19 protein-coding genes, 1 tRNA gene and 1 pseudogene are annotated in these 20,961 nt (G+C 62.9%); 12 read left to right on the forward strand and 9 right to left on the reverse strand.

The window, feature by feature from the left end:
• Positions 1–38: 38 nt before the first annotated feature.
• The 4 genes from HMPREF0291_RS02575 (at position 39) to HMPREF0291_RS02590 (ending at position 5,039) form a co-directional block, all read left to right on the forward strand.
• Entirely contained in the window at positions 39–878 is an 840-nt protein-coding gene (locus HMPREF0291_RS02575; RefSeq protein WP_156774788.1) for a serine hydrolase, read from the forward strand.
• 8 nt (positions 879–886) lie between these two features.
• Positions 887–2,269, forward strand: coding sequence for a M20/M25/M40 family metallo-hydrolase (locus tag HMPREF0291_RS02580; RefSeq protein WP_005287498.1), 1,383 nt, complete (start codon positions 887–889; stop codon positions 2,267–2,269).
• Positions 2,270–2,325: 56 nt separating this feature from the next.
• The gene (locus HMPREF0291_RS02585; protein ID WP_005287501.1) at positions 2,326–3,825 is read left to right on the forward strand and encodes a succinic semialdehyde dehydrogenase; all 1,500 of its coding nucleotides are present in this window, start codon (positions 2,326–2,328) and stop codon (positions 3,823–3,825) included.
• A 281-nt stretch (positions 3,826–4,106) separates the two neighbouring features.
• Positions 4,107–5,039: a hypothetical protein gene (locus tag HMPREF0291_RS02590; RefSeq protein ID WP_156774789.1), complete on the forward strand. Its 933-nt coding sequence runs from the start codon at positions 4,107–4,109 to the stop codon at positions 5,037–5,039.
• A gap of 183 nt (positions 5,040–5,222) precedes the next feature.
• Here HMPREF0291_RS02590 and HMPREF0291_RS02595 read toward each other — a convergent pair whose 3' ends face one another.
• Positions 5,223–6,407: an alpha-amylase family protein gene (locus HMPREF0291_RS02595; protein WP_005287506.1), complete on the reverse strand. Its 1,185-nt coding sequence runs from the start codon at positions 6,405–6,407 to the stop codon at positions 5,223–5,225.
• 43 nt (positions 6,408–6,450) lie between these two features.
• On the opposite strand from HMPREF0291_RS02595, the gene HMPREF0291_RS02600 reads away from it, so the two are divergent.
• Genes HMPREF0291_RS02600 through HMPREF0291_RS02610 form a run of 3 tightly spaced genes read left to right on the forward strand, consistent with a single transcriptional unit; the run spans position 6,451 to position 7,785 of the window.
• Positions 6,451–7,032: a TetR/AcrR family transcriptional regulator gene (locus HMPREF0291_RS02600; RefSeq protein ID WP_040423441.1), complete on the forward strand. Its 582-nt coding sequence runs from the start codon at positions 6,451–6,453 to the stop codon at positions 7,030–7,032.
• A 52-nt stretch (positions 7,033–7,084) separates the two neighbouring features.
• Positions 7,085–7,306 carry a helix-turn-helix transcriptional regulator gene (locus HMPREF0291_RS02605; protein WP_005287509.1) on the forward strand — a complete coding sequence of 74 codons (222 nt, stop codon included), beginning with the start codon at positions 7,085–7,087 and terminating at the stop codon, positions 7,304–7,306.
• A 2-nt stretch (positions 7,307–7,308) separates the two neighbouring features.
• Positions 7,309–7,785: a hypothetical protein gene (locus HMPREF0291_RS02610; RefSeq protein WP_005287512.1), complete on the forward strand. Its 477-nt coding sequence runs from the start codon at positions 7,309–7,311 to the stop codon at positions 7,783–7,785.
• A 464-nt stretch (positions 7,786–8,249) separates the two neighbouring features.
• Here HMPREF0291_RS02610 and HMPREF0291_RS02615 read toward each other — a convergent pair.
• A pseudogene (locus HMPREF0291_RS02615) lies at positions 8,250–9,467 on the reverse strand (glutaminase); the annotation flags it as partial.
• Between the two features lie 62 nt (positions 9,468–9,529).
• Here HMPREF0291_RS02615 and HMPREF0291_RS11470 point away from each other — a divergent pair.
• Positions 9,530–9,673, forward strand: coding sequence for an SDR family NAD(P)-dependent oxidoreductase (locus HMPREF0291_RS11470; protein WP_005287518.1), 144 nt, complete (start codon positions 9,530–9,532; stop codon positions 9,671–9,673).
• A gap of 14 nt (positions 9,674–9,687) precedes the next feature.
• On the opposite strand, the gene HMPREF0291_RS02620 is transcribed toward HMPREF0291_RS11470, so the two are convergent.
• The 5 genes from HMPREF0291_RS02620 to HMPREF0291_RS02640 all read right to left on the reverse strand — a co-directional run bounded on the left by HMPREF0291_RS02620 (position 9,688) and on the right by HMPREF0291_RS02640 (position 14,867).
• Positions 9,688–10,335 (reverse strand): MIP/aquaporin family protein, encoded by a 648-nt coding sequence (locus HMPREF0291_RS02620; protein ID WP_005287521.1) that lies wholly within the window; start codon positions 10,333–10,335, stop codon positions 9,688–9,690.
• A 123-nt stretch (positions 10,336–10,458) separates the two neighbouring features.
• Complete coding sequence (locus HMPREF0291_RS02625) at positions 10,459–12,630, reverse strand: copper-translocating P-type ATPase (RefSeq protein WP_005287524.1); 2,172 nt, start codon at positions 12,628–12,630, stop codon at positions 10,459–10,461.
• Between the two features lie 58 nt (positions 12,631–12,688).
• Positions 12,689–12,955, reverse strand: coding sequence for a heavy-metal-associated domain-containing protein (locus HMPREF0291_RS02630; RefSeq protein ID WP_005287527.1), 267 nt, complete (start codon positions 12,953–12,955; stop codon positions 12,689–12,691).
• Positions 12,952–14,148: a sensor histidine kinase gene (locus HMPREF0291_RS02635; RefSeq protein WP_005287529.1), complete on the reverse strand. Its 1,197-nt coding sequence runs from the start codon at positions 14,146–14,148 to the stop codon at positions 12,952–12,954. The genes HMPREF0291_RS02630 and HMPREF0291_RS02635 overlap by 4 nt, the downstream gene beginning before the upstream one ends.
• Positions 14,145–14,867, reverse strand: a complete 723-nt coding sequence (locus tag HMPREF0291_RS02640; protein WP_040423442.1) for a response regulator transcription factor — start codon at positions 14,865–14,867, stop codon at positions 14,145–14,147. The genes HMPREF0291_RS02635 and HMPREF0291_RS02640 overlap by 4 nt, the downstream gene beginning before the upstream one ends.
• Positions 14,868–15,260: 393 nt before the next feature.
• On the opposite strand from HMPREF0291_RS02640, the gene HMPREF0291_RS02645 reads away from it, so the two are divergent.
• The 3 genes from HMPREF0291_RS02645 (at position 15,261) to HMPREF0291_RS02655 (ending at position 18,111) form a co-directional block, all read left to right on the forward strand.
• Entirely contained in the window at positions 15,261–15,836 is a 576-nt protein-coding gene (locus tag HMPREF0291_RS02645; RefSeq protein ID WP_040423443.1) for a CueP family metal-binding protein, read from the forward strand.
• Between the two features lie 71 nt (positions 15,837–15,907).
• Positions 15,908–17,389, forward strand: a complete 1,482-nt coding sequence (locus tag HMPREF0291_RS02650; RefSeq protein ID WP_005287538.1) for a multicopper oxidase family protein — start codon at positions 15,908–15,910, stop codon at positions 17,387–17,389.
• 194 nt (positions 17,390–17,583) lie between these two features.
• Positions 17,584–18,111, forward strand: a complete 528-nt coding sequence (locus HMPREF0291_RS02655) for a TlpA disulfide reductase family protein (protein WP_005287540.1) — start codon at positions 17,584–17,586, stop codon at positions 18,109–18,111.
• Positions 18,112–18,356: 245 nt separating this feature from the next.
• Here the strand turns inward: HMPREF0291_RS02655 and HMPREF0291_RS02660 are convergent, their stop codons facing one another.
• Both HMPREF0291_RS02660 and HMPREF0291_RS02665 read right to left on the reverse strand, forming a co-directional pair.
• Positions 18,357–19,736, reverse strand: a complete 1,380-nt coding sequence (locus HMPREF0291_RS02660) for an IS3 family transposase (protein ID WP_005287188.1) — start codon at positions 19,734–19,736, stop codon at positions 18,357–18,359.
• Positions 19,737–19,856: 120 nt separating this feature from the next.
• Positions 19,857–19,940, reverse strand: a tRNA-Leu gene (locus HMPREF0291_RS02665).
• A 188-nt stretch (positions 19,941–20,128) separates the two neighbouring features.
• Here HMPREF0291_RS02665 and HMPREF0291_RS02670 point away from each other — a divergent pair.
• Complete coding sequence (locus HMPREF0291_RS02670) at positions 20,129–20,950, forward strand: DUF3662 and FHA domain-containing protein (RefSeq protein ID WP_005287545.1); 822 nt, start codon at positions 20,129–20,131, stop codon at positions 20,948–20,950.
• Positions 20,951–20,961 lie beyond the last annotated feature (11 nt).

Genomic DNA, 20,961 nt, shown 5'->3' on the forward strand with positions numbered 1-20,961 from the left:
TGTCAACCCTACTGAAAAGGGGCTACAGTATCAGTCTTGTGAAGCGTCCCACGCCGACTGCGGCACTGCTGTTATCCACGTGTCTCGCTTTCCCGCTAGGGCTTAGTTCCTGCGGAAACAAGCCTGAGGATGCTCCTCCCGTCACGCCCGGACCGGCCCCTGCACCACAGCACCTGGACCTCGACGACATGGCTGAGGCCGTCGCCGCCATCGAGGAAGATACAGGCACCCAGGCAGGCATTTCGCTTTTCGACGGCACCACCGACGCCTCCGCTGGCTCCGTCGGCATGCTACCCGCCTGGTCAACCATCAAAATCCCGATCGCTGTGGTCGCGCAAGACCACTGCTCCTACGACGAGGAAACACTTGCGGAGCTGACATCCGCCTCCATCGAATACTCCGATAACGACGCAGCCTCAAGCCTGTGGTCGTGCCTGGGCTCCGACGACGAAGCCAGCCAGATCGTCGGCGAAGAGATCGCCAAAGGCGGAATGTCTGTCCAGGTGGGACCGTATTTTGGAACGACCGTGTGGCCCGTTCCCGCCCAGGCCCGCTATGCCCGCCACCTGGCCTCCCTGCCGGAGGACCACCCCGTGATCGACGAGATGCACAAGATCAACCCTGAGCACTCTTACGGCCTCGGGCGCATTGCCGACATGCCCTTCAAGGGCGGCTGGTCTGATGCCGACGACGGCTCCTGGCACTCCCGCCAAATGGGCTTTACCACCATCGGCGACACCACCTACGGCATCGCTATTGCGGCCCGCTCACTTGACGGCTCGGAAGAAGACTGCCAGAACGCGTTGGATAAGCTCGCACAATACATTCTGGAATCCAGTCCGACCGGCACCCTCACCCAAAGCCCGAAGGAGCACTGACACCGCCAATGACAGACCGCACCCCCACCGAGCTGACCGACACCACCGTCGACCTGCTGCAGCAGCTCATCCGCAACGCCTGCGTGAACGACCTAACGGCAGACTCCGGCCAGGAGGTGCGCAACGCCGAAACCCTCGAGGCTTTCTTCGCGGAGGCTCTCGGGGAGGACTCCTCGGTCGTGTCCGTGCGCCGCTTCGAGCCGCACCCGGGCCGCGTCTCCGTCGCCTTCACCATTGCGGGCTCCGACCCGTCCGCCGAGCCGCTCACCCTCCTCGGCCACACCGACGTCGTCCCTGTCGACGAACCGAAGTGGACCAAGGACCCCTTCGGCGCCGAGCTTATCGACGGCCGCATCTACGGCCGCGGAGCCATGGACATGCTCTTCATTACCGCAGCGATGGCCGCCGTGACTCGCGAAGTCGCTATTGAGGCGCAGGCAGGCAACCCGCCGCGCGGCACCCTGACCTTCGTCGGCTGCGCCGATGAGGAAGCCCGTGGCGGCCTGGGTGCCGGCTGGATCTCCCAGAACGAGCCCGAGGCCTTCAGCTGGCGCAACTGCCTGTCCGAGACAGCGGGATCGCACTTGCCGGTGGTTGGCGATGGTGACGCGATCGTTGTCGTCGTCGGTGAGAAAGGCGCAGCTCAGCGCCGCCTGACCGTGCATGGCGACGCGGGCCACGGCTCCGCACCCTACGGCCGCGAGATGACCGTCGGGCTGATCGGCGAAGTGGCGCGCCGGCTGGCCGCGCTCGAGCCCGACGTCGTTTCCGACGAGCTGTGGCAGGGCTACGTCCGCGCGTTCCGCTTCGACCCCGAGACCGAAGCACAACTGCTGCGCGGCGAGAACTACGAGGCCTTGGGCGACCTGGCCCGTTACTCCCACGCGATGAGCCACCTAGCCGCCTCCCCCACCGTGCTGCGCGCCGGCGGCGCTATTAATGTGCTGCCGTCGACCGCGTACCTCGAACTAGATATTCGCCCGCTGCCGGGACAGACCCAGGAGGAAATCGACGAGCTGCTGCGGAACGCCTTGGGTGACCTCGCTGACCGCGTCACCATCGAACACCTCATCACCGAAGATGCCACGGTGTCGCCGACGGAGGGCCCGCTCTACGACGCTATCGTCGATACGCTTGACGAGTTCTTCCCCGGCGTCCCCGTCGTACCCACCATCGCCGCCGGGGGCTCCGACCTGCGCTTTGGCCGCCGCCTCGGCGGAGTCGGCTACGGATTCGCGCTGCACGCCCGCGAGCGCAGCTTCGGCGAAGTCCTCGACCAGCTCCACTCCCACGACGAATACATTGACGTGGAAGACGTCGCCCTGACTGCCGCGGCATACCGCTCGTTGGTGCGCAGGTTTGTCGGGGTGGGCGGAGACGTCGCTAAGTGATTTTTTAGCGCAAACAACCTGTACCGTCGCCGCCAGGTGCACTAGATTTGGGGTTTATGACGACGAGCGTGAATAACAACACGACCATCACCATTAAAAACCCCGCCGACGGCACGATCGTGGGCACCACCAACTACTACGGCGCCGACACGGCACTCGAAGCCGTCGAGCGCGCCCGCGCCAAACAGCCCGAATGGGCCGCCACCGCAGTCAAAGAGCGCAAGAAAATCATGCTGCGCTACCACGACCTCGTGCTCAAGCACCAAAAGGAACTCCTGGACATCATCCAGGACGAAAACGGCAAAAACCGCCGCGCCGCCTTCGAAGAAGTGCTGGACAACGCGCTGACCGCGCGCCACTACGCCTACCGCGCGGAGAAGCTGCTCTCCCCGGACCGCGCGAAGGTCGCCCTGCCAATCGCGACGAAAACGCAGGTGCAGCACGCGCCCGTCGGCGTGGTCGGCATCATCGCGCCCTGGAACTACCCGCTCGTCTTGGCCATTTCTGACGCGATCCCAGCGATCATGGTCGGCAACACCGTCGTGCTCAAGCCGGACTCGTCGACCCCGTTGACTTCGCTGCGCGCCGCCGAGCTGCTTGCTGAAGCCGGCCTGCCCAAAGATGTGCTGACCGTCGTGCCCGGTTCCGGCCGCGAGGTCGGCCAGGCACTGGTCAACTCGGTCGACTACCTCATGTTCACCGGCTCCTCCGACACCGGCGCGAAGCTCGCGTCCCAGGCTGGCGAGCGACTCATCGGTTTCTCCGGCGAGCTCGGCGGCAAGAACCCGCTCATCGTCACCTCCGACGCCGACGTGGACAAGGTCGTCTCCGGCGTGCGCCACGCCTGCTTCTCCAACACCGGCCAGCTGTGCATCTCTATCGAGCGCATCTACGTCCACCGCGACGTGGCCGACAAGTTCATCCCGGCGTTTGTGCGCTGCGTCGAGAAGATGCGCATCGGCCCAGGCCACGACTGGGATATCGACATGGGTTCGCTGATTTCTTCCGACCAGGCCGACACCGTCGCTTCGTTCGTTGAGGATGCCGTGTCCAAGGGCGCGACCGTGGCCACCGGCGGCAAGCGCCTGCCCGACCTCGGTGAGAACTTCTACGCCCCCACCGTGCTGCTCAATGTGCCCGAAAACGCGCGCCTCCACCGCGAAGAGGTCTTCGGCCCCGTCGTCTACATCGAGGTTGTTGACTCGCACGAAGAAGCCATCCGCCGCGCCAACGACACTGAATACGGCCTGAACGCGTCCGTGTGGGGCAAACCCGCGACAGCCCGCGAGATCGCGAGCCAGCTCGAAGCCGGCACCGTCAACATCAACGAAGGGTACGCCGCCGGCTGGTCCTCCATCGGTGCGCCCATGGGCGGTTGGAAGCGCTCCGGTGTGGGCCGCCGCCACGGTGACGACGGCCTGCTCAAATTCACCGAAGCCCGCACCGTCGCTGAACAGCGCATCGTCCCCATCGCCGGGCCAGACGGGCTGGCCCCCGAGAAGTGGGCCAACTTGCTCACCATGGCGCTGAAGTACGGGCGCGACGTGCTGCGGTAAGGGGTTTGGGGCCCTGGAGTGAGGCAGGGCCCGCGTGGGCGGGCGGGCGTTCAGCGGCGCCTGCGGAAAAGTTGACAAACTGGATTTCGGTCTAGAAATAAACGCGCTGGTCATAGCCTTTTGGGTGTCTGAACTTGGTTCGAGTTTGTAAACTTTTCCGCACTCCCAGCCGAAGGGAGGGAACCGAACGAACAGTTACCGCAGTCCAACAGGACATGAGAAACCCGCGCTACCCCTCTTCGCTCAGAGACCAACCCCTGCACGCTTTCAATGGGATGGATGTGTCTTCCGCCGTTCGCCGGGGGTTCCGTGAACCCGGCGAGGGCCTGACCGTCACATCCACCTACGCGATCGACCCAACTCTCGGTCGCCCGCTCGACTTGGCTGAATCGCAGTCGTGGGACCACCCCCGTCGAATTGTTTACCGGGCCCCTGCCGCTGCCCGAGCACTCGCCATGGCATTGGAACGGCCCAATCATTCGATATCCGGGCTCAGCGCACTAGCCGTTTTCGGTCTCCCATTCTTCGCTGACCACTGCGACACGACCCTCGCGGGTCCGGTTCGCACGAAACAGGCGGCCACAGCTTTCACCCCGCACGTTTCTCATCTCAGCGGGACCGTGCCGTGGATCGTGACGTACCGCGGACTTGACGTTCGGATCTCACCGCCCGCGGATGCGGTCGTCGAGGCTATTCGCCATATCCGTTCTGGCCTGCATTCATGGCGGGTCCTGCACGTCGAGGGATTGACAGCGGTTGAGGTGCGGTGCATTCAAGTGCTCGACATGGCTCGTCGTCATCTCGGTGTCAGACTCGAGGATGTTGTCGATGCCGCGGCACGCAGATTAAATAGGCGGTGGCTCGCCATTTTGATTGGCCATTCCAGCCGGTTCGCCGATTCCCCGAAGGAGACCGAGATGCGGTTGCTAAGCGTCGCTGTGTGCAAAGAGCTGCAGGTTTTCCTCGTAGAGCAGCTTCCGCTTTACGACGAATCCCGCCTCATCACCGTCTTCGACCTCGCTCTCCCTGATCTGAAGATTGCCTTGATGTACGACGGTGAGCACCACCTCGAACGGACCCAAAGGGATAAGGACTCGCGCATAGGCATCGAATGCGCTCTCCGCGGATGGCTAGTGATCAGGGTGACAGCAGGCACCCTCGCCGATATCCCGCAACACTTGAGGGATGCCGTGCGTTCGAGAATGGCTGCCTAGGACAGCCGCCGAATCGGCAGGGCCGAGCTAAGTCTCGAGGGCACGGGCTCGACGACAATTGAGCCTGCGGAAAAGTTGACAAACTCGATTTCTGCCTAGGAACAAAGCACCAGGTCAGGGCGTTTTCGCGATACGGATCGATCCCAAGCTTGTCAACTTTTCCGCAGTGGCGACGCCCGGGGTCTAAGCTGCCCACTCGTAGAGGGTCTCCCCGGTCTCCCCGTGCTCGCACGCACGGATGCGCACACCGGGTGCCGGCTGCAACCATGCATCGATCTGCAGTTCGGTGGGGCCCGCGCTCACGCGGTAGCTAATGGTCTCATTGGTCTTGTCCAGCACCTCAATGGACGCGCGGGTGAGCCACGGGTGGCGGCGGCGCAGCCCAACGAGGGCTTGGTGCTCGTTGAAGATCCATGAACCCAGCGGCGACAGATCAGAAGGGTTGGCGGGGAGGGCGGGGCGGACGGAGTCGTCGGCGGTCCAGCCTTCCCCGCGGATGCCTTCGAAGCCCTGCTCGTCGCCGTAGTAGATGGAGGGCATGCCGGGCAGTGTCATCAAGATGGCCAGCGCGACGATGGCCTTGTCCTGGCCGATCTTGCTCGAGATGCGGTCAACGTCGTGGTTGCCCACGAAGGTGTTCGCCACCATCGAACCACTCACGGTTGCGTGGCGGGAAAGGGCGTGGTCGAGTTCCCAGAAGTTCTCGTCGTGAAGCGAGCTCCAGATGGCCTTCCACAGTTCGTACTGGGTGACCGAATTGAGAGTGCCGGACGACGCGATCTGCACGTAGTCGCCGTGGATGACCTCGCCCAAAAACAGAGCGTCGGGGTAGTCGGCGCGCACCCGCGCGAGCACGTCGGCCCAGAAGGCGGGTGGCACGGAGTAGGCGACATCGAGACGCCAGCCGGCGATGCCGCGCGCGAGCCAGAACTTCATGATGTCAGCGACCATGTCGCGGACGCGCTCGTCATCGTGGTGGAGGGTAGCCAGCTCGTCGTGGCCTTCCCAGGAAGTCGAGCCTGCCAGACCAGCGGCGACGGCGGGGTGCGTGGCGGCGACATGGTTGAACACGCCGTCGAGCATGACCTTGATGCCGCGTTCGCGACACGCAGACATGAGCCAATCGAAGTCCTCGTTCGTGCCCAGGCGCGCGTCGACGCGGTAGTGGTCGAGGGTGTCGTAGCCATGCCCCACGGACTCGAAAATCGGGGCGAGTAGCAGGCCGTCGCAGCCGAGTTCAATGAGGTAGTCGAGCCACGGTTCAAGCTCACGCAGACGCGGCGCGGCATCGTCGCCGGCGCGGTCGCGGATGGGCGCACCGAGTGCGCCGAGCGGGTAGACGTGCCACCAGATCGTGTTCTCCAGCATGGGACTCCTTTCCTACTGAGCGCCACTCAGTATAGTGGTTTTCATGACACGCACGCGGCTCAGCGTCGCAGAACGACGCCACACGCTTATCGACGTCGCCAGCCCCCTGTTCGCCTCCTCCAGCTACTCCGAGGTATCCACCCAGGACATTGCCCAAGCCGCGGGCATCTCGGTCGGGTTGATTTTCCACCACTTCGGTTCGAAGGCGGGACTGTACGCGGCTGTGGTTGCCCAGCGGGAGGAGGAGCTGACTGCGGCGGTGGCGGAGGCGGTCGAGGGACTGCCGCCGAATACGTCGACACGCGGCAAGGTCCGGGCGGCGGCGGAGGTCTACCTCGATCACGTTGCCGCTCACCCGTTGGCGTGGGCGGCGGTGGTGCGTGGGGATACGCCGCAGGAGGTCCAGTTTGTGAGGATTGAGGGGCGGGATACGGGCGTCGATAAGCTGCGGGCGCTGGTGGGCGCGGACGGTGAACGCGCAGCTGTCGCTGTATCCGGGTTCTTCGGATTCGTGGAGGCTGTGTGCCTCGATTGGGCGGATGCGGGATGCCCGGAGGATGCACGGCGGCCGATCATCGATGCAGCGTTGGGCGCGTTGGAGGGCGCGCTCGGCGACTGGGGTTAGCAGTTTGTAAAGTTTCCTTGACACTCTGAATGGGATTATTTACGGTTAGAAAATGTCGCGCGACATAGATCCACACCCGAACATGGTCCGCCAATGGCGGCGCTGGCACGAGCTTTCGCAAGCCGAGCTTGCCCAACGCGTCGGTGTCTCCCGGCAGACCGTAGCCAACATCGAAAAAGGAAACTATTCCCCTTCGGTTCACCTGGCGCTCGACATTTGCCGCGAACTCGGCAAAACGGTTGAGGAAGTCTTCGGTGACCAGCAAAGGAGCTGACCATGAACATCGGCGACACCATCCTGGCCAAGACAGAGAAGATGCTTGGCGACGAATACGAAACCCGCACTTACCACCAAGCCTCCACCATCGCACTGGCCCTGCTGCCCACCTTCGCGCTGATCGCCGGCGCTATGCTCGCTTGGGTGCTGCCCGGCACACATGCGATGTGGTCGTTGCTCATCGTCATCCCGCTGATCGGGCCGAACCTCATCTTCACGCAATGGTTGAAGTCCCGCGCCGCCCGCCCAGCACCGAAGCTCAAAGACGGGCTGTGGGGGCTGGCAATAGTGAACCTCACGCTGTGCTTTGTCATGCTGTTCGGCATCGCGTACAACGTCTCGGACCCGTCCTTGGCGCGCGGGTTGTACACCGGCGGGATCATCGGCACCGTCTTCGCCGTGATCGCCGTGCCAGCGATGCTGCGCAAACAGCGTGAGCGCGACGAGGAGCGCCTCAACGCGGAACTCGAAGACTAGCTGGGCTCGCTGGGCTCAGCCCCAGCCGCATCTTCTGCCGCGCGTGAATTCCCGGCGCGGCGGTTGATGTACGGCTGGAGGCGCTTACCAATCCGGTCGCGCCAGTCCTGCACCCGCTCCTCATAGTGCCTGTCGTGGGGTTTCAGGCCGCGGTGGGTGACGTGGACGGTGGTGGAGCCGTCCTCTTCGCGGTCAAAGTCGAAGATGATGTCGGAGTCGCGCCAGTCCTCGTCCTCGCCATCCTCGTCGGTGGTTTCGGAGTGCCACACGAGGCGCTCGCCGTCATCGGCCTGCTCGACGGTGAAGTAACCGGTGCCGTCGTCGGACTCGATGGAGAAGGACTCGCCCTTTTCATCGGCATTGCCTTCGACAGAATCTTCGGTGTCCTCCCACCACTGCTTCGGGTCCGACACCACGGTGTAGGCATCCTCCGGGGACACGTTGACGGTGAAGGATTCGGTGAAGTCCTTGATGGATTCGACACGGGTGCCGTCGGAGAATTCGTAGTCCGGCATGGCGGCTTCCGGGTCGTAGACGGCGACTTCATATCCTTCCTCGCGGAACTGGCGCAGCCCTTCTTTGACCAGGCGGCGGCCGGCCATGTTGAACGATGTCACATGGGTGAAGTCGAGGACGAGCTTGTCGCCGACCAGGTGGCGCTCCACCAGGTCGTGGAGGATCGTCTCGGCGGCGGTGAAGTTGATCATGCCCTGCAGCTCGACCACGTTGGTGTCACCCTGGCGGTGCACGGTGCGGATACCCGGCGCGGAGTAGTAATAAGAACCCATCATGTGCAGACCGAGGGTCTCCGACATGCGCTGGAAAATCTCTACACCGCGCACGGAGTTGCCTTCCTCGTTCAGCCGCGGGCTTAACGACGCCGCACCAAGCTGGCCCGGCAGCGTCCCGATCAACCCGCCCGACACACCGGACTTCGCGGGGATACCCACGCGGCTCATCCAGCGGCCCGAACCGTCGTACATGCCGGCAGACGCCATGACGGCCTGTGTGAGCCGGCACGCCCGCGCAGAGAGCACCCTCTCCCCCGTCACCGGCTGCAATCCACCGTTGGCCAATGTCGCCGCCATGATAGCCAGGTCTTTCACGTTCACCATGATCGAGCACTGGCGGATGTAACTGGCCACGACTTCTTCCACGTCGCCCTTGATCATCCCGTACTCGCGGAGCATGTGCCCCAGGGCGAGGTTGCGGTCGGCGCTGGAGAGTTCGGCGCGGGCGAGGTTGTCGTCGAGAAGCAATTCGCGTCCCGCGAGCTTGCTGAATTCGCGCAAAACAACCCCGTCACCGGCGACAAGCTCGTTGACCACGATCGCACCGGCGTTGATCAGCGGGTTGGCGGGACGGTGCGTGTCATCCAGCGACAGCTCATTGAACGCCTCGCCCGACGGTTCCACGCCGACGTACTTATGGACCTCTTCCGGACCGACCATGTCCAGTGAAAGCGCGTACACGAACGGCTTCGAGATGGACTGGATGGAGAATTCATACTCGTCATCCCCCACCGAATACAGGTTGCCGCTGCGGGTGCACAGCGCGAGCGCGAGCTTGTCCGGGTCAGCGTCGCGCAACGTCTCGATGTAGTCGGCGTTGTTGCCCTCTTTGTTGTCGCGCACCTCGTCGAGGATCGCGTTCAAGTAGGTCGGGATGGGGGTCGCAGGCATGCGGTCCAGTGTAACGCCCGAACCCACAAACACGTGAGGTTGTTTCCTCTAGGATACGACCCATGAACGCAGAGCAGAATGCGCAGAAGTACGCCATCGTGACGGGTGCCGCATCCGGCATTGGCAAGGAAGTCGCTCGCCAACTTGCCGACGATGGATGGCACGTCGCCATCACCGACATCAACGCCGATGGACGCGAAAGGTGAGCTTTCCGCCAGTCTTAGGCCTGCAGGTCGTGCTCGACGTCAGCCGGGCTGAGAACGCGGAACGCGAGCGCCGCCAAGGCTGCACCAACCAGCGGCGCGAGAATGTAGAGCCACACGTTGTCCCACGCGAAGTTGCCGTTGACGCACAGCCCAATTGCCACGGCCGGATTGAACCCGCCGCCGGAGATGGGGCCGACAGCGAAGGCACCGGTCATCACGGTGGCACCGATGGCCAGGCCAAAGAAGGAGTTACCGTCGGTCTCTTTGGAGGTGGCCACATTCAGCACGACCCACACGAGGATGAAGGTGAACACGGCCTCTACAACAAAGGCCGGCAGAGACTGGATCTGCGCAGCCTCGACCGGATCAGAGATGACGGCACGGGTCAGCAGGGCGCCAAGGATGCCGCCGACGATCTGAGCAGCCCAGTAGATGAGCATCTCGGTGGCGGTCATAGCACCGCGAATCCAGGCACCGAGGGAGACAGCCGGGTTCACGTGTCCACCGGAGATGTGGCCGGTGGAGTACACCAGCACCATCAGTGCCATACCAATGGCTACGGGCGCGAAGTTGTCGGCAGCGGCGACAGCGGTGATGATGGTGAAGACGAACAGCAGGGTGGCCAGGGCCTCCGCGAGCGCCTTGCGTGCAATATCGTTCATGGAGTTTGTCTTTCTTGCTCGGGACAGGCCCGGCGTTTGGCTACGTGCCGGACACATGACGGAGCAAGCATATACAAAAGGAGAAACCCGCTGTTAATTTAACAGCGGGTCAACCTCGAAGGGTCAGCGACCGTTGGTCACGGGAGAGGCGGACCTGGCAGGGTCCTCCTGTCGATCGGTGGGGGCTAGGTGGGCCGGGTCCAGATCGATCCGGCGTAGCAGCTGGGCGTTGAGGGCCACCACGATGGTCGAGGCAGACATCAAGATCGCGCCCACGGCCGGGGAGAGCACCACCCCGATGGGGGCGAGTACACCGGCGGCCAGCGGCACGGCGACGATGTTGTAGCCAGAGGCCCAGATGAGGTTCTGGATCATCTTGCGGTAGCTGGCCTGCGAGAGCTCAATCATCGACAACACCGCCCGAGGGTCATCACTGGCCAGGACCACTCCGGCGGACTCCATCGCCACATCGGTGCCGGCCCCGATGGCGATACCGACCTCCGCGCGGGTCAGAGCGGGGGCGTCGTTGACACCGTCACCGACCATCGCCACAGTCAGGCCACGCTCCTGTAACTGGGTGACCTTGGTGTCCTTGTCCTGGGGCAGGACCTCGGCGAAGACCTCATCGATCCCCAGGTCCTGGCCAACCGCCTGGGCCACCTGCTGCGCGTCACCGGTGATCATCGCGACCTTGACCCCGCGGTCCTGCAGGGCCTTTACCGCCGCGCGGGATTCGGGGCGGACCGTATCCTCGACGGCCAGGGCACCGATGATCTGTCCGTCCTGGACCACGTGGAGGACTCCGGCCCCGCGTTGAGTCCACTCCCCAGTCTGCTCTTCGAGCACACCGGGGTTGGTCAGGTTGAATTCGCGGAGCATGTTCGGCCCGCCGACGAGGATCTCGGAGCCATCAACGGTGGCGCGCACGCCCCGGCCGGAGGCCGCGGTAAAACCGGTGCCGCGCAGCACCATTCGTGAGGCCTCGGGGTGCTCACTCGCGGCGGTAACAATGGCGCGTGCGACGGGGTGCTCGCTGTCAGCCTCGGCCGCCGCCGCAATAGCCAGCAGCTCGCCCTCGGTGATGCCCTCGACAGCTGCGACACCGGTGACCGCGTGCGCACCCTCGGTCAGGGTGCCGGTCTTGTCGAACAGGACCACATCGACGGTGCGCATCCGCTCCAGTGCCATCCGATCCTTAATCAACACCCCGGACTTGGCCGCCCGCTCGGTGGAGATCGCAATCACCAACGGAATCGCCAATCCCAGGGCATGCGGACAAGCGATGACCAACACCGTGACGGTGCGGACCACCGCGTCACCGGGGCTGCCGATGATCGTCCAGACAATCGCAGTGATAGTGGCCGAAATCAGGGCGAACCAAAACAGGAGGGCCGCGGCCCGGTCCGCCAAGGCCTGAGCCTGCGAGGAGGAGGACTGGGCATCAGCGACCATGTTTTGGATGCCGGCCAGAGCGGTGTCTCCACCGGTGGCCTCCACCCGGACACGCACAGTGTTGTCGGTGGCCACGGTCCCGGCGACCACCTTCGCGCCGGTCTCGTGGAAGACAGGTCGGGATTCACCGGTGATCATCGCCTCGTCGAATTCTGCCGCTCCGTCGATGATCGTGCCATCCGCCGGTACCCGGGCCCCGGCCCTCACCAGCACCACGTCATCGACGCTGAGCTCCGAAATGGCCACGGTGTGGGCCTGCCCGTCGACAATTTTCTCGGCCTCGTCGGGCAGCAGCGCCGCCAGGGCGTCGAGAGCGGAAGAGGCAGAACCCAGGGCGCGCATCTCCAACCAGTGGCCCAGCAGCATGATGGTCACCAGCAGGGCCAGTTCCCACCAGAAGTCCAGGTCAAACCCGCCCACACCCAGGGTGGTCACCCAGGAGGCGACAAACGCCACCGTGATCGCCATCGCGATCAGCAGCATCATCCCGGGTTGGCGGGATTTCAGTTCTTTCCATCCGCCCTTGAGGAAAGGGCTGCCACCGTAGACAAAAATGACGGTGCCGAGTACCGGGGGAATCCAGGATGAGCCCGGGAATTCGGGGAGGTCGTAGCCGAGCAGGTCAGCGACCATTGGGCTGAAGATCACGATCGGGACCGACAGGAGCAACGACCACCAAAAACGCTGCCTGAACATCGCCGTGCTGTGGCCAGCGTGCTCGCCGTGGTTGTGGACCTGGTGATCCTCATGTCCCGAATGGTCGGTGTGGTTGGCGTGCTCGGTGTGATTCATCTCCGGGGAGTGGGGACTGCTGCTGTGGTTACCGTGGTGTGGGCTGGTCATAAAGATTCCTTCCTCCCCACCCCTTAATCCGGGGGGGGTGGGTGTCGTGGTGGGGCATTCAGAAAGCGGCGTAACCGACTTCTTCGTTGGCCTGGCGCGCCTCCTCCGCGGAAACGGCTCCGGTGACGGTGACCGTACAGCCGCCCCCGGCGGCAAGATCTACCTGGACGTCGTCAACGAGCGGCAGGGCCTGGACCGCCTCAGTCACCCGCCCGGCGCAGTGCCCGCAGGTCAGGCCTTCCATCTGGTAGGAGGCCACCGGCAGCAGGTGAGGAGTCGGCGTGGTTATCGGGTTGGTGGGGTCGGATGAGCTTTCACTCTTCATGGTATACCCCCAGGGGTACCCGCCAAGGGGTAGTGAGAGTCGTGATCGTCGCCGGGGTGAGTGGTGGTCATCGCAGGTGGTTCCTTCACAGGAGAGGACAACGGGAGGCGGAGGGTGAACACCGATCCGTGACCGGCTCCGGGTGAGGCGGCGGTTAAGGTGCCGCCGTGAGCTTCGATCAGAGCACGGGAGATGGTCAGACCGATGCCGGCCCCACCCTTGTCCCGGCTCCGGGCAGTATCACCCCGGTAGAAGCGTTCGAAGATGTGCTCGAGCTGGTCGGGCGGGATGCCGTCGCCGGTGTCGGTGATATCAATGAGCGCGGCGGAAGCCCCCTGTTGGCGGACGGTGACCTGGACCCGTCCACCGGTTGGGGTGTGCCGCAGGGCGTTGGACAGCAGGTTGCCCATCACCTGGCCGAAGCGTTGCCGGTCCACCATTACCCGGGCGGTGTCGTGGCCAGCCTCGATGTGTAGACCGACGCCCTTGTCGGCGTAGGCTTCCCCCGCGGCGGCGGCCGCGACGTGGAGCAGTTCATCGAGCCCCTCCTCGGCCAAGTCTAGGTCAATGCGGTCTTCCTGGGCCCGGGACACATCGTCGATATCCTCGATCAGCCGGGTCAGACGGGTGAGTTGGTCGGACATGATCTGGTGAGTAGACAGGTTCCAGTCCACGACACCGTCCTGGAGGCCATCGAGGTAGACCGCGAGCACAGACAGAGGGGTGCCCATTTCGTGGGCCAGGTCCGAGAGCATTTGGCGGCGGACCTGTTCGGTGTGTTCCATCCGATTAGCCATGGTGTTGAAGGCTTGTGCCAGCGTGCTCACCTCCGGGCCGGCGTTCCCCGCGGGGACGCGTACCCGGTAGTTGCCACCGGCGACGGAGGCGGCCGCGCGCGTCAGGCCCTGCAGGGGGGTGCGCAGTCGACGAGACAACCACAGGCTGGCCAGTAGGGTACTGAACAAGGCGGTGGGCAGGGCTACGGCCAGGGTGATCAGGTTGGCGTCCCGGTAGGCTTGCTCGGCGTGGAACAGCTCCAGCGAGGGATCCTCCCGGCCGGTCATCAGCATATGATCATGGAACAGGGTCGGGCCTACGATTGTGGCCACGGCCGCGGCCACCAGCAGGCTGATCACCACGACCACCACCTGGGCGGCCAGGAAGCGGAAGGTCAGGCCGGGTCCGTGCTTCATGGTTGCCCCACCCGGTAGCCCACTCCACGCACGGTTTCGATGAAGCCCCGCCCCCGGGTATCGGTGCCGAGCTTGCGGCGCAGGTTGCCGATGTGGACATCGACGATGCGCTCATCCCCCACCCAGGTGGTATCCCAAACCTCGGTGACCAGGTCGTGGCGGGTGAGCACCTGGCCTGGGCGCAGGGCCAGGGTGACCAGCAGCTCGAACTCCGTGCGGGTGAGATCCACGACCACCTCCCCCACCTGCACCTTGTGGGCGGCGGGGTCAATGGTGAGCTCACCGACGGTCAACGGGGTGGTAACCTGCGGCGGGATGGTGCTGGTGCGGGGGCGGCGTAGCACCGCATGCACCCGGGTCACCAGTTCCCGGATGCCGAAGGGTTTAGTGATGTAGTCATCGGCCCCCAGGGTCAAACCGGTGATCTTGTCGTCCTCGGTGCCGCGGGCGGTGAGCATGAGGATGTAGCAGTCCGAGAAGGTGCGGATCCGTCCGCAGACCTCTAGACCGTCGAGTTCGGGCAGACCCAGATCCAACACCACGACATCGGGGGAAAAGCGACGGGCCTCGTCCACGGCCTGAGTTCCCGTGTAGGCCTGACGGGTGTCGAAGCCGGCCCGGATGAGGTAGGAGGCCACCATCTGGGCCAGGGGTTGTTCATCGTCGACCACCAGCACCCGCCCCGGGAGCGTGGCGATGGTCAGCGCGCGGTCATCCATAGGATCCAGTATGGTCCCGGCCCATCCTCGCTCGGTACTCACCGAGGGCATCTTCATTAAATCTTCAAAAACAACCCCTGGATCGCTCTCGTTTCTGTGTCCCCTCACAAACCAAAGGTGTTGCCTTCACCGGTGGGGGGGAGCAGGTGCTACCAGGGGTTGGGCGCCCCGCGCCAGATACCGGGGGCGGGGTAGCAGGACAGCAACCCGTGGTGGGGCGGGCCAGTTCAGGAGTGACCCAGCCCACCGATCGCGCCCCCTTTTCACCGCATTTCAAGGCTGCGAGCAGGGTTTTTGTTTTCCGGCCGGCCGGCGGACGTGCTAGAGAAAGATGAAGCACCGACGCATAAGCGGTGCCCTATCACGGTCTTACCACGACCCAAGGAGATTGACGTGAAACGAGCAGCGATCGCAGCCGCCGCCCTCGCCCTGACCCTCACCGGGTGCTCGGCCGCCGACCCGGAGCCCGCCGTTACCGCGGAGGCGACCCAGGATAAGTTCTTGACCGCCCACGGTCTGGCCGCCATGGACGCAACCGAGATCATCGACCACCTCGACCAGGAGGCGGTTGCCGACCGCCCCACCGACCTGATCGCCTCGGTTCGCCCCAATGAGCTGGTGCTCTCGGATGAGAACCAGGAGGTGGCCCTCGACCTGCCCCAGGACCTGACCTACGTTTCGATTGCCCCCTACGTGACCCAGACCCATGACTGCTTTTACCACAGTCTGACCACCTGCCTGGGTGAACTGCGCAATGCGCCCGTCCAGGTCACGGTCACCGATGAGACCACCGGGGAGGTCCTGATCGACGAGCAAACCACCACGTTCGACAACGGGTTTGTCGGCTTCTGGCTCCCGCGTGAGGCCACCGGAACGATTGAGGTCACCCACCAGGGACGTACCGGTGTCACTGAGTTCTCCACCACCGCTGATGGTGCCACGTGTGTCACGGACCTGCCCCTGACGTGATGGCTCAGCAGGGTCCTCACCTGCGCCTGTCTCCCGTGTCACTGAAATCTTGCACCAAGGACGATTAAATCATGATGAACGCTTTTTCCCGACGACAGTTTCTGCTCGGCGGGCTCGTCCTCGCCGGCACCGGGGCCGTGGCCGCCTGCACCAGCGACCCTGGACCCGCTGCCTCGGCACCAGGTCCCTCCCTTCGCCCCACTCCCACCCCCACTGCGCTCGGTGAGCCGACGGTGCGCCGGACACTGACCGCCCGACCCCTCTCCCTGGATATCGGCGGCATCGAAGCCAAGACGTGGGGATACGTCTCTGACACCGGGGATGCGGCCATTGAGGCCACCGCCGGCGACGTCCTCCAGGTCGATATCACCAATGAACTGCCTGAGAGCACCTCCATCCACTGGCATGGCATCGCACTCCACAACGCAGCCGACGGTGTGCCCGGCATGACCCAGGACCCCATTGAACCTGGCGAGTCTTTCTCCTATGTTTTTGAAGTCCCCCACGGTGGCACCTACTTCTACCATTCCCACACCGGCCTGCAGCTTGATCGCGGCCTCCACGCCCCACTGATCATCCGTGACCCGCAAGACGCTGAGGACCAGGACGTCGAGTGGACCATCGTGCTCGACGACTGGGTCGATGGCATTCAGGGCACTCCCGACGATGAGCTCGACAAGCTCACCGGAATGGGTTCGGGCGACCATAACGGGAGGATGGGAATGGGAGGTCACGGCCAGATGATGCACGGCACCCCGGACCGGGTACTGGGCGGGGATGCCGGCGATGTGATGTATCCGCACTACCTCATCAACGGACGTATCCCCCGTGCTCACCGGACCTTCGAGGCTCGCCCGGGCGACAAGGCCCGCCTGCGGTTTATCAACTCCGGCGGTGACACCATCTTCAAGGTGGCACTCGGTGGTCACCGCATGACCGTCACCCACACCGACGGCTTCCCTGTCCAGCCCTGGGAGACCGAATCGATCTACCTGTCGATGGGCGAGCGTGTCGACGTCGAGGTCATCCTCGGCGACGGCATCTTCCCGCTCACGGCTTTGGCGGTGGGTAAGGACGACCGCGCCTTCGCCGTCATCCGCACCGCCGGCGGCCAGGCCCCCCGCCCCGATGTCGACTTCCCCGAGTTGTCGTCCACCGGACTGCTTCTGTCCTCCCTGAAGCCAGCAGACCGTGCACTCCTGCCCGAGGGCACACCAGACCGAGAAGTCAGCATCGACCTGGGCGGGCAGATGATGCCGTATGAATGGAGCATTCTCACCGACGGCCAATCCTCCTCCGCGACCGTGCAGGAGGGCCAGCGCCTGCGGATGGTCATGCGCAACAGGACCATGATGCCCCATCCCATGCACATCCACGGACACACGTGGGCGTTGCCCGGCAGCGGCGGGCTACGCAAGGACACCGTCCTTCTCCGCCACGGTGAAACCATGATCGCCGACCTGATCGCTGACAACCCCGGTGAGTGGGCATTTCACTGCCATAACGCCTATCACTTGGAAACCGGGATGCTCAGCTCGCTTCGCTACGAGTAACCCCCCACAGCAGGGTTGAGTGCCGAGGTGGGCAGAGTCGCTGCAGACCACCCACCGGGCAGCACGAGGACCTTCCTCGGTGTTGTGGTCTTCCGGGACAACCAGAACACCGTCTTCTTCCCCACCGCCCCGGAATAAGGAGATCTAATCCATGCCGAGCACACCCCCGCAGAGCCGCCATCGCGGTTGCCGCGGTGCTCACCGCCGTGACCCTGGTGGCCTGTTCCTCAGACGACGGCGCCCGAAACGCCGTCGCCGTCGGGGGCACCTTCCAGTTCCACTCACCAGGAGGCCAAACCGAAATTATCTACGCAGAGGAGGAGCGTGCCCCGCTGCCGGACTTCTCCGGCCCGTTGCTGATGGAGGAAGGTGAGGAGATCAGCCTGTCTGATTTTGAAGGCGAGGTCGTCGTCCTCAACGCTTGGGGCCAGTGGTGTGCACCGTGTCGGGCGGAAGTCGATGACCTGCAGCTTGTCCAGGAGACTCTCGACCCCCTCGGTGGCACGGTGCTGGGCATCAACGTCCGTGACTACAACCAGACCATCGCCCAGGACTTCAAACTCGACAACGCGGTGACCTATCCCCCGATCTACGACCCGCCGTTTCGTATCGCTGCGGCCCTGGGTGGGGTGCCGACCTCGGTCATCCCGACCACCATTGTCCTGGACCGAAGCCACGCTGAAACTCCCTCTAGATCAGAGCCTCACACACAAACATCCTGACACCCTTCCGTTTTTCTTCGTTTCCCCATTACATGAGGGGCATCGTGGTCTGTTTGGCGTCACCGGGAAAGCACACCAACACCCCGCTATCACATGGAGGTGACATTCCGGCTAATTGAACGAAGAACGGGCTCGAATAAGGTCCAGAACCCTATTCAAGCCCGATTTACATAGGCCGATCAGCAGATACGCTGAAAATCAGACACACTTTTGAGGATGCGGACGTTTTTTGGACAGTTTCAATCTCACGCTACATTGACTTTTCGGTATTCGGCAATGCTCAAACCATCGAGGCTGATCTTGATTCGGTGATCGTTGTAGAACTCAATGTATGTCGCGATTGCTTCTTTGAGCTCTTGGGGGTTCTGCCAGGTTCTGCCGTAGTACATTTCGTTTTTCATTCGGCCGAAGAACCCCTCGCATGCTGCATTGTCGGGGCTACAACCTTTCTTCGACATCGAGCGAAGTATTCCGAACTTCTCGGTCATACTTCGCCAGCTGCTGCCTCGATAATGTGCTCCGCGGTCTGAGTGAATCACCAAGGAGCCATCCATTGCCGGCTTTTCGGTTGCGATTGCTGCGTACAAAGTTTCTTCTGCTAACTCCATGGTGGGATGAACACTTGTTTTTGCTGCCACGACCTTCCCGTCAAAACAGTCGATGATGGCAGACAGGTACACGCGACCTTGGTTAGTAGCGAAAACACTGATGTCAGTCAGCCACAACCGATTTGGATGCTCAGCATGAAAATTGCGGTTCACCAGGTTAGGTGGTGCGGGAGAAATTTCCCCTTGATAGCTGGAGTAACGCCACTTTCGTTTCGGGAACCAGGGACGAATTCCCTCTTCGTGCATGAGACGGCGGACGACCTTCTCACTGATAACGATCCCGCGATGGCGCAGTTCCCACCAAAGTCGGCGATAGCCGTAGGTGTTATTCGACTCAGAACTAATCTCATGAAGCAATTCGCGGATACGCGCGTGCTTATCCGGAGCAAATCGCTGTTGGAGTTGGTAGTAGAAGCTTGATGCCGCAAGATCAATAGCAGCAAGCAGCATAGATAACGGAAACTCGCCGCGTAACGCGTCAACCACTTCAGCCTTGTGCTTATTGCTGAGCTGACCCGGGATGACGCTGACGTCTTTTTTTACAAGTTCCAGCTCCTTTTCCAAAACAGCCTTGTCAACGAGCAGTTGAGCCATTTGCTTTTTCAGTTCTGCAGGATCATCGGCTAATGATTTCTCGAATGCTGCTCGGGTGGGCATGCGAGTGTGCTCTTTGCGTTCTCTTTTCGACATCAAACCCCATTTTCCCTCTTCACGGTGGCGTTGTGCCCAAGAATAGACACTCATCTTTGAGCGCAGCTCGCATTCCACAGCGATGTCAGCTGGCCTCCAACCAGCGTTGAAGAGCTCAACAGCACGAAGCTTGACCTCAAACGGGTAGCGGGTCAATGTTTTTGACTGTTTGCGGGGTCGACCAGGTTTGGCGGGTTCACGCAACCATTTGTACAGCGTCCATCGCCCTGGATAACCAAGTTCACGGACGGTCTTGGTCACCGATTGAGTGCGCTTGTAAACCTGCAGAGCTCTGCGTCGCTGCTCCTTGGTGTATGAGCGGTTCATGATGGAATCCTCCAAGATTCCGTCCGCATCCCCTTTTGTCACTTAACCCCCCAACCGGGGCACTCCAAAAACAAGAAATCCCGGGACACCATAGGAACGATGTCTCGGGACTTCACATTGTGCCCGGGGGGGGACTTGAACCCCCACGTTCTTGCGAACACTGGCACCTGAAGCCAGCGCGTCTGCCAATTCCGCCACCCGGGCGGGCGACTAGGTAAACATAGCACGGGCGCGCTATAAACCACCAAATCGCGTGTTCAGTTGCCGTCCAGATAGTCTCAACGAGACCTTAAAACTCAATAAGGACTGTAAGAAACGCCTGGGCAGCTATGTCGAACGGACGCGAAACTCTATACTGTCATCGAAACATTCCTGGGAGGAGGTGTGGGTAAATGGCGTTGATGGATAGGTTGGCCAAGATCGACAGTTCACTGCAGCGCGGGTTGGATAACGGCTTTGCTGCAGTGTTCGGGGGCCGTGTTGTTCCGGCTGAGCTGGAAGAGCTGCTGAAGCAGGAGGCGCAGGATGAACTCGTCGCCAATGAGGTGGATGAGATTGTCGCCCCGAATGTGTTCGCGATCGGCGTGTCCAGTAAGGATCTGGAGAACTTGTCGCAGGATCCGGATTTGCCCGCCCACCTCGCGGGGCAGCTCACGCGTTTTGTCCGTAACCTGAACTGGGGCCTGTACGGGCCCGTGGTGGTCCGGGTTGCGGAGGAGTCCGGGTTGCGCACGGGTCAGTTGCGTGTGTCGTCGTATATCGACGAAGCCCCGGATGTCGATAGCGGATTCGACGCGATTCTTGCGGACCGCGCACCGCGCAAGGCCGATGATCAGGAGGCACCGATGTTCCAGCCCCAGCCAGCACCGAACGGTCCCGCCGTGACCCTTTTGCTTCTCGACGGCTCGTCGCGCACCTACCAAGTCCACGAAGGGTCCAACATCCTCGGCCGGTCGAACGACGCTGACTTCCGCCTGCCGGACACGGGTGTCTCGCGCCAGCACGCCGAAGTCATTTGGGACGGTCAGACCGCGTTTCTGGTGGACCTCCAGTCCACCAACGGCACGACGGTCAACGACCAGCTTGTGGAGAACTGGGAGCTGGCCGATGGCGATGTGATCACTGTCGGGCATTCCTCCATCGAGGTTCGTATCGTGGGTCCGCGCTATTCCCAGCCGGCCCAGCCAAACGAGCACTACCAGCAGTACCAGTAAGGGGCGGTGTG

Origin of the sequence: Corynebacterium genitalium ATCC 33030 (assembly GCF_000143825.1) — a bacterium.
Taxonomy (GTDB): Bacteria; Actinomycetota; Actinomycetes; order Mycobacteriales; family Mycobacteriaceae; genus Corynebacterium; species Corynebacterium genitalium.

Coding starts and splice junctions, on each gene's coding strand:
- HMPREF0291_RS02585 (WP_005287501.1), top strand. CDS start 2,326: ATGACGACGAGCGTGAATAACAACACGACCATCACCATTAAAAACCCC.
- HMPREF0291_RS02600 (WP_040423441.1), top strand. CDS start 6,451: ATGACACGCACGCGGCTCAGCGTCGCAGAACGACGCCACACGCTTATC.
- HMPREF0291_RS02610 (WP_005287512.1), top strand. CDS start 7,309: ATGAACATCGGCGACACCATCCTGGCCAAGACAGAGAAGATGCTTGGC.
- HMPREF0291_RS02625 (WP_005287524.1), bottom strand. CDS start 12,630: ATGACCAGCCCACACCACGGTAACCACAGCAGCAGTCCCCACTCCCCG.
- HMPREF0291_RS02580 (WP_005287498.1), top strand. CDS start 887: ATGACAGACCGCACCCCCACCGAGCTGACCGACACCACCGTCGACCTG.
- HMPREF0291_RS11470 (WP_005287518.1), top strand. CDS start 9,530: ATGAACGCAGAGCAGAATGCGCAGAAGTACGCCATCGTGACGGGTGCC.
- HMPREF0291_RS02630 (WP_005287527.1), bottom strand. CDS start 12,955: ATGAAGAGTGAAAGCTCATCCGACCCCACCAACCCGATAACCACGCCG.
- HMPREF0291_RS02660 (WP_005287188.1), bottom strand. CDS start 19,736: ATGAACCGCTCATACACCAAGGAGCAGCGACGCAGAGCTCTGCAGGTT.
- HMPREF0291_RS02620 (WP_005287521.1), bottom strand. CDS start 10,335: ATGAACGATATTGCACGCAAGGCGCTCGCGGAGGCCCTGGCCACCCTG.
- HMPREF0291_RS02635 (WP_005287529.1), bottom strand. CDS start 14,148: ATGAAGCACGGACCCGGCCTGACCTTCCGCTTCCTGGCCGCCCAGGTG.
- HMPREF0291_RS02650 (WP_005287538.1), top strand. CDS start 15,908: ATGATGAACGCTTTTTCCCGACGACAGTTTCTGCTCGGCGGGCTCGTC.
- HMPREF0291_RS02640 (WP_040423442.1), bottom strand. CDS start 14,867: ATGGATGACCGCGCGCTGACCATCGCCACGCTCCCGGGGCGGGTGCTG.
- HMPREF0291_RS02670 (WP_005287545.1), top strand. CDS start 20,129: ATGGCGTTGATGGATAGGTTGGCCAAGATCGACAGTTCACTGCAGCGC.
- HMPREF0291_RS02595 (WP_005287506.1), bottom strand. CDS start 6,407: ATGCTGGAGAACACGATCTGGTGGCACGTCTACCCGCTCGGCGCACTC.
- HMPREF0291_RS02605 (WP_005287509.1), top strand. CDS start 7,085: ATGTCGCGCGACATAGATCCACACCCGAACATGGTCCGCCAATGGCGG.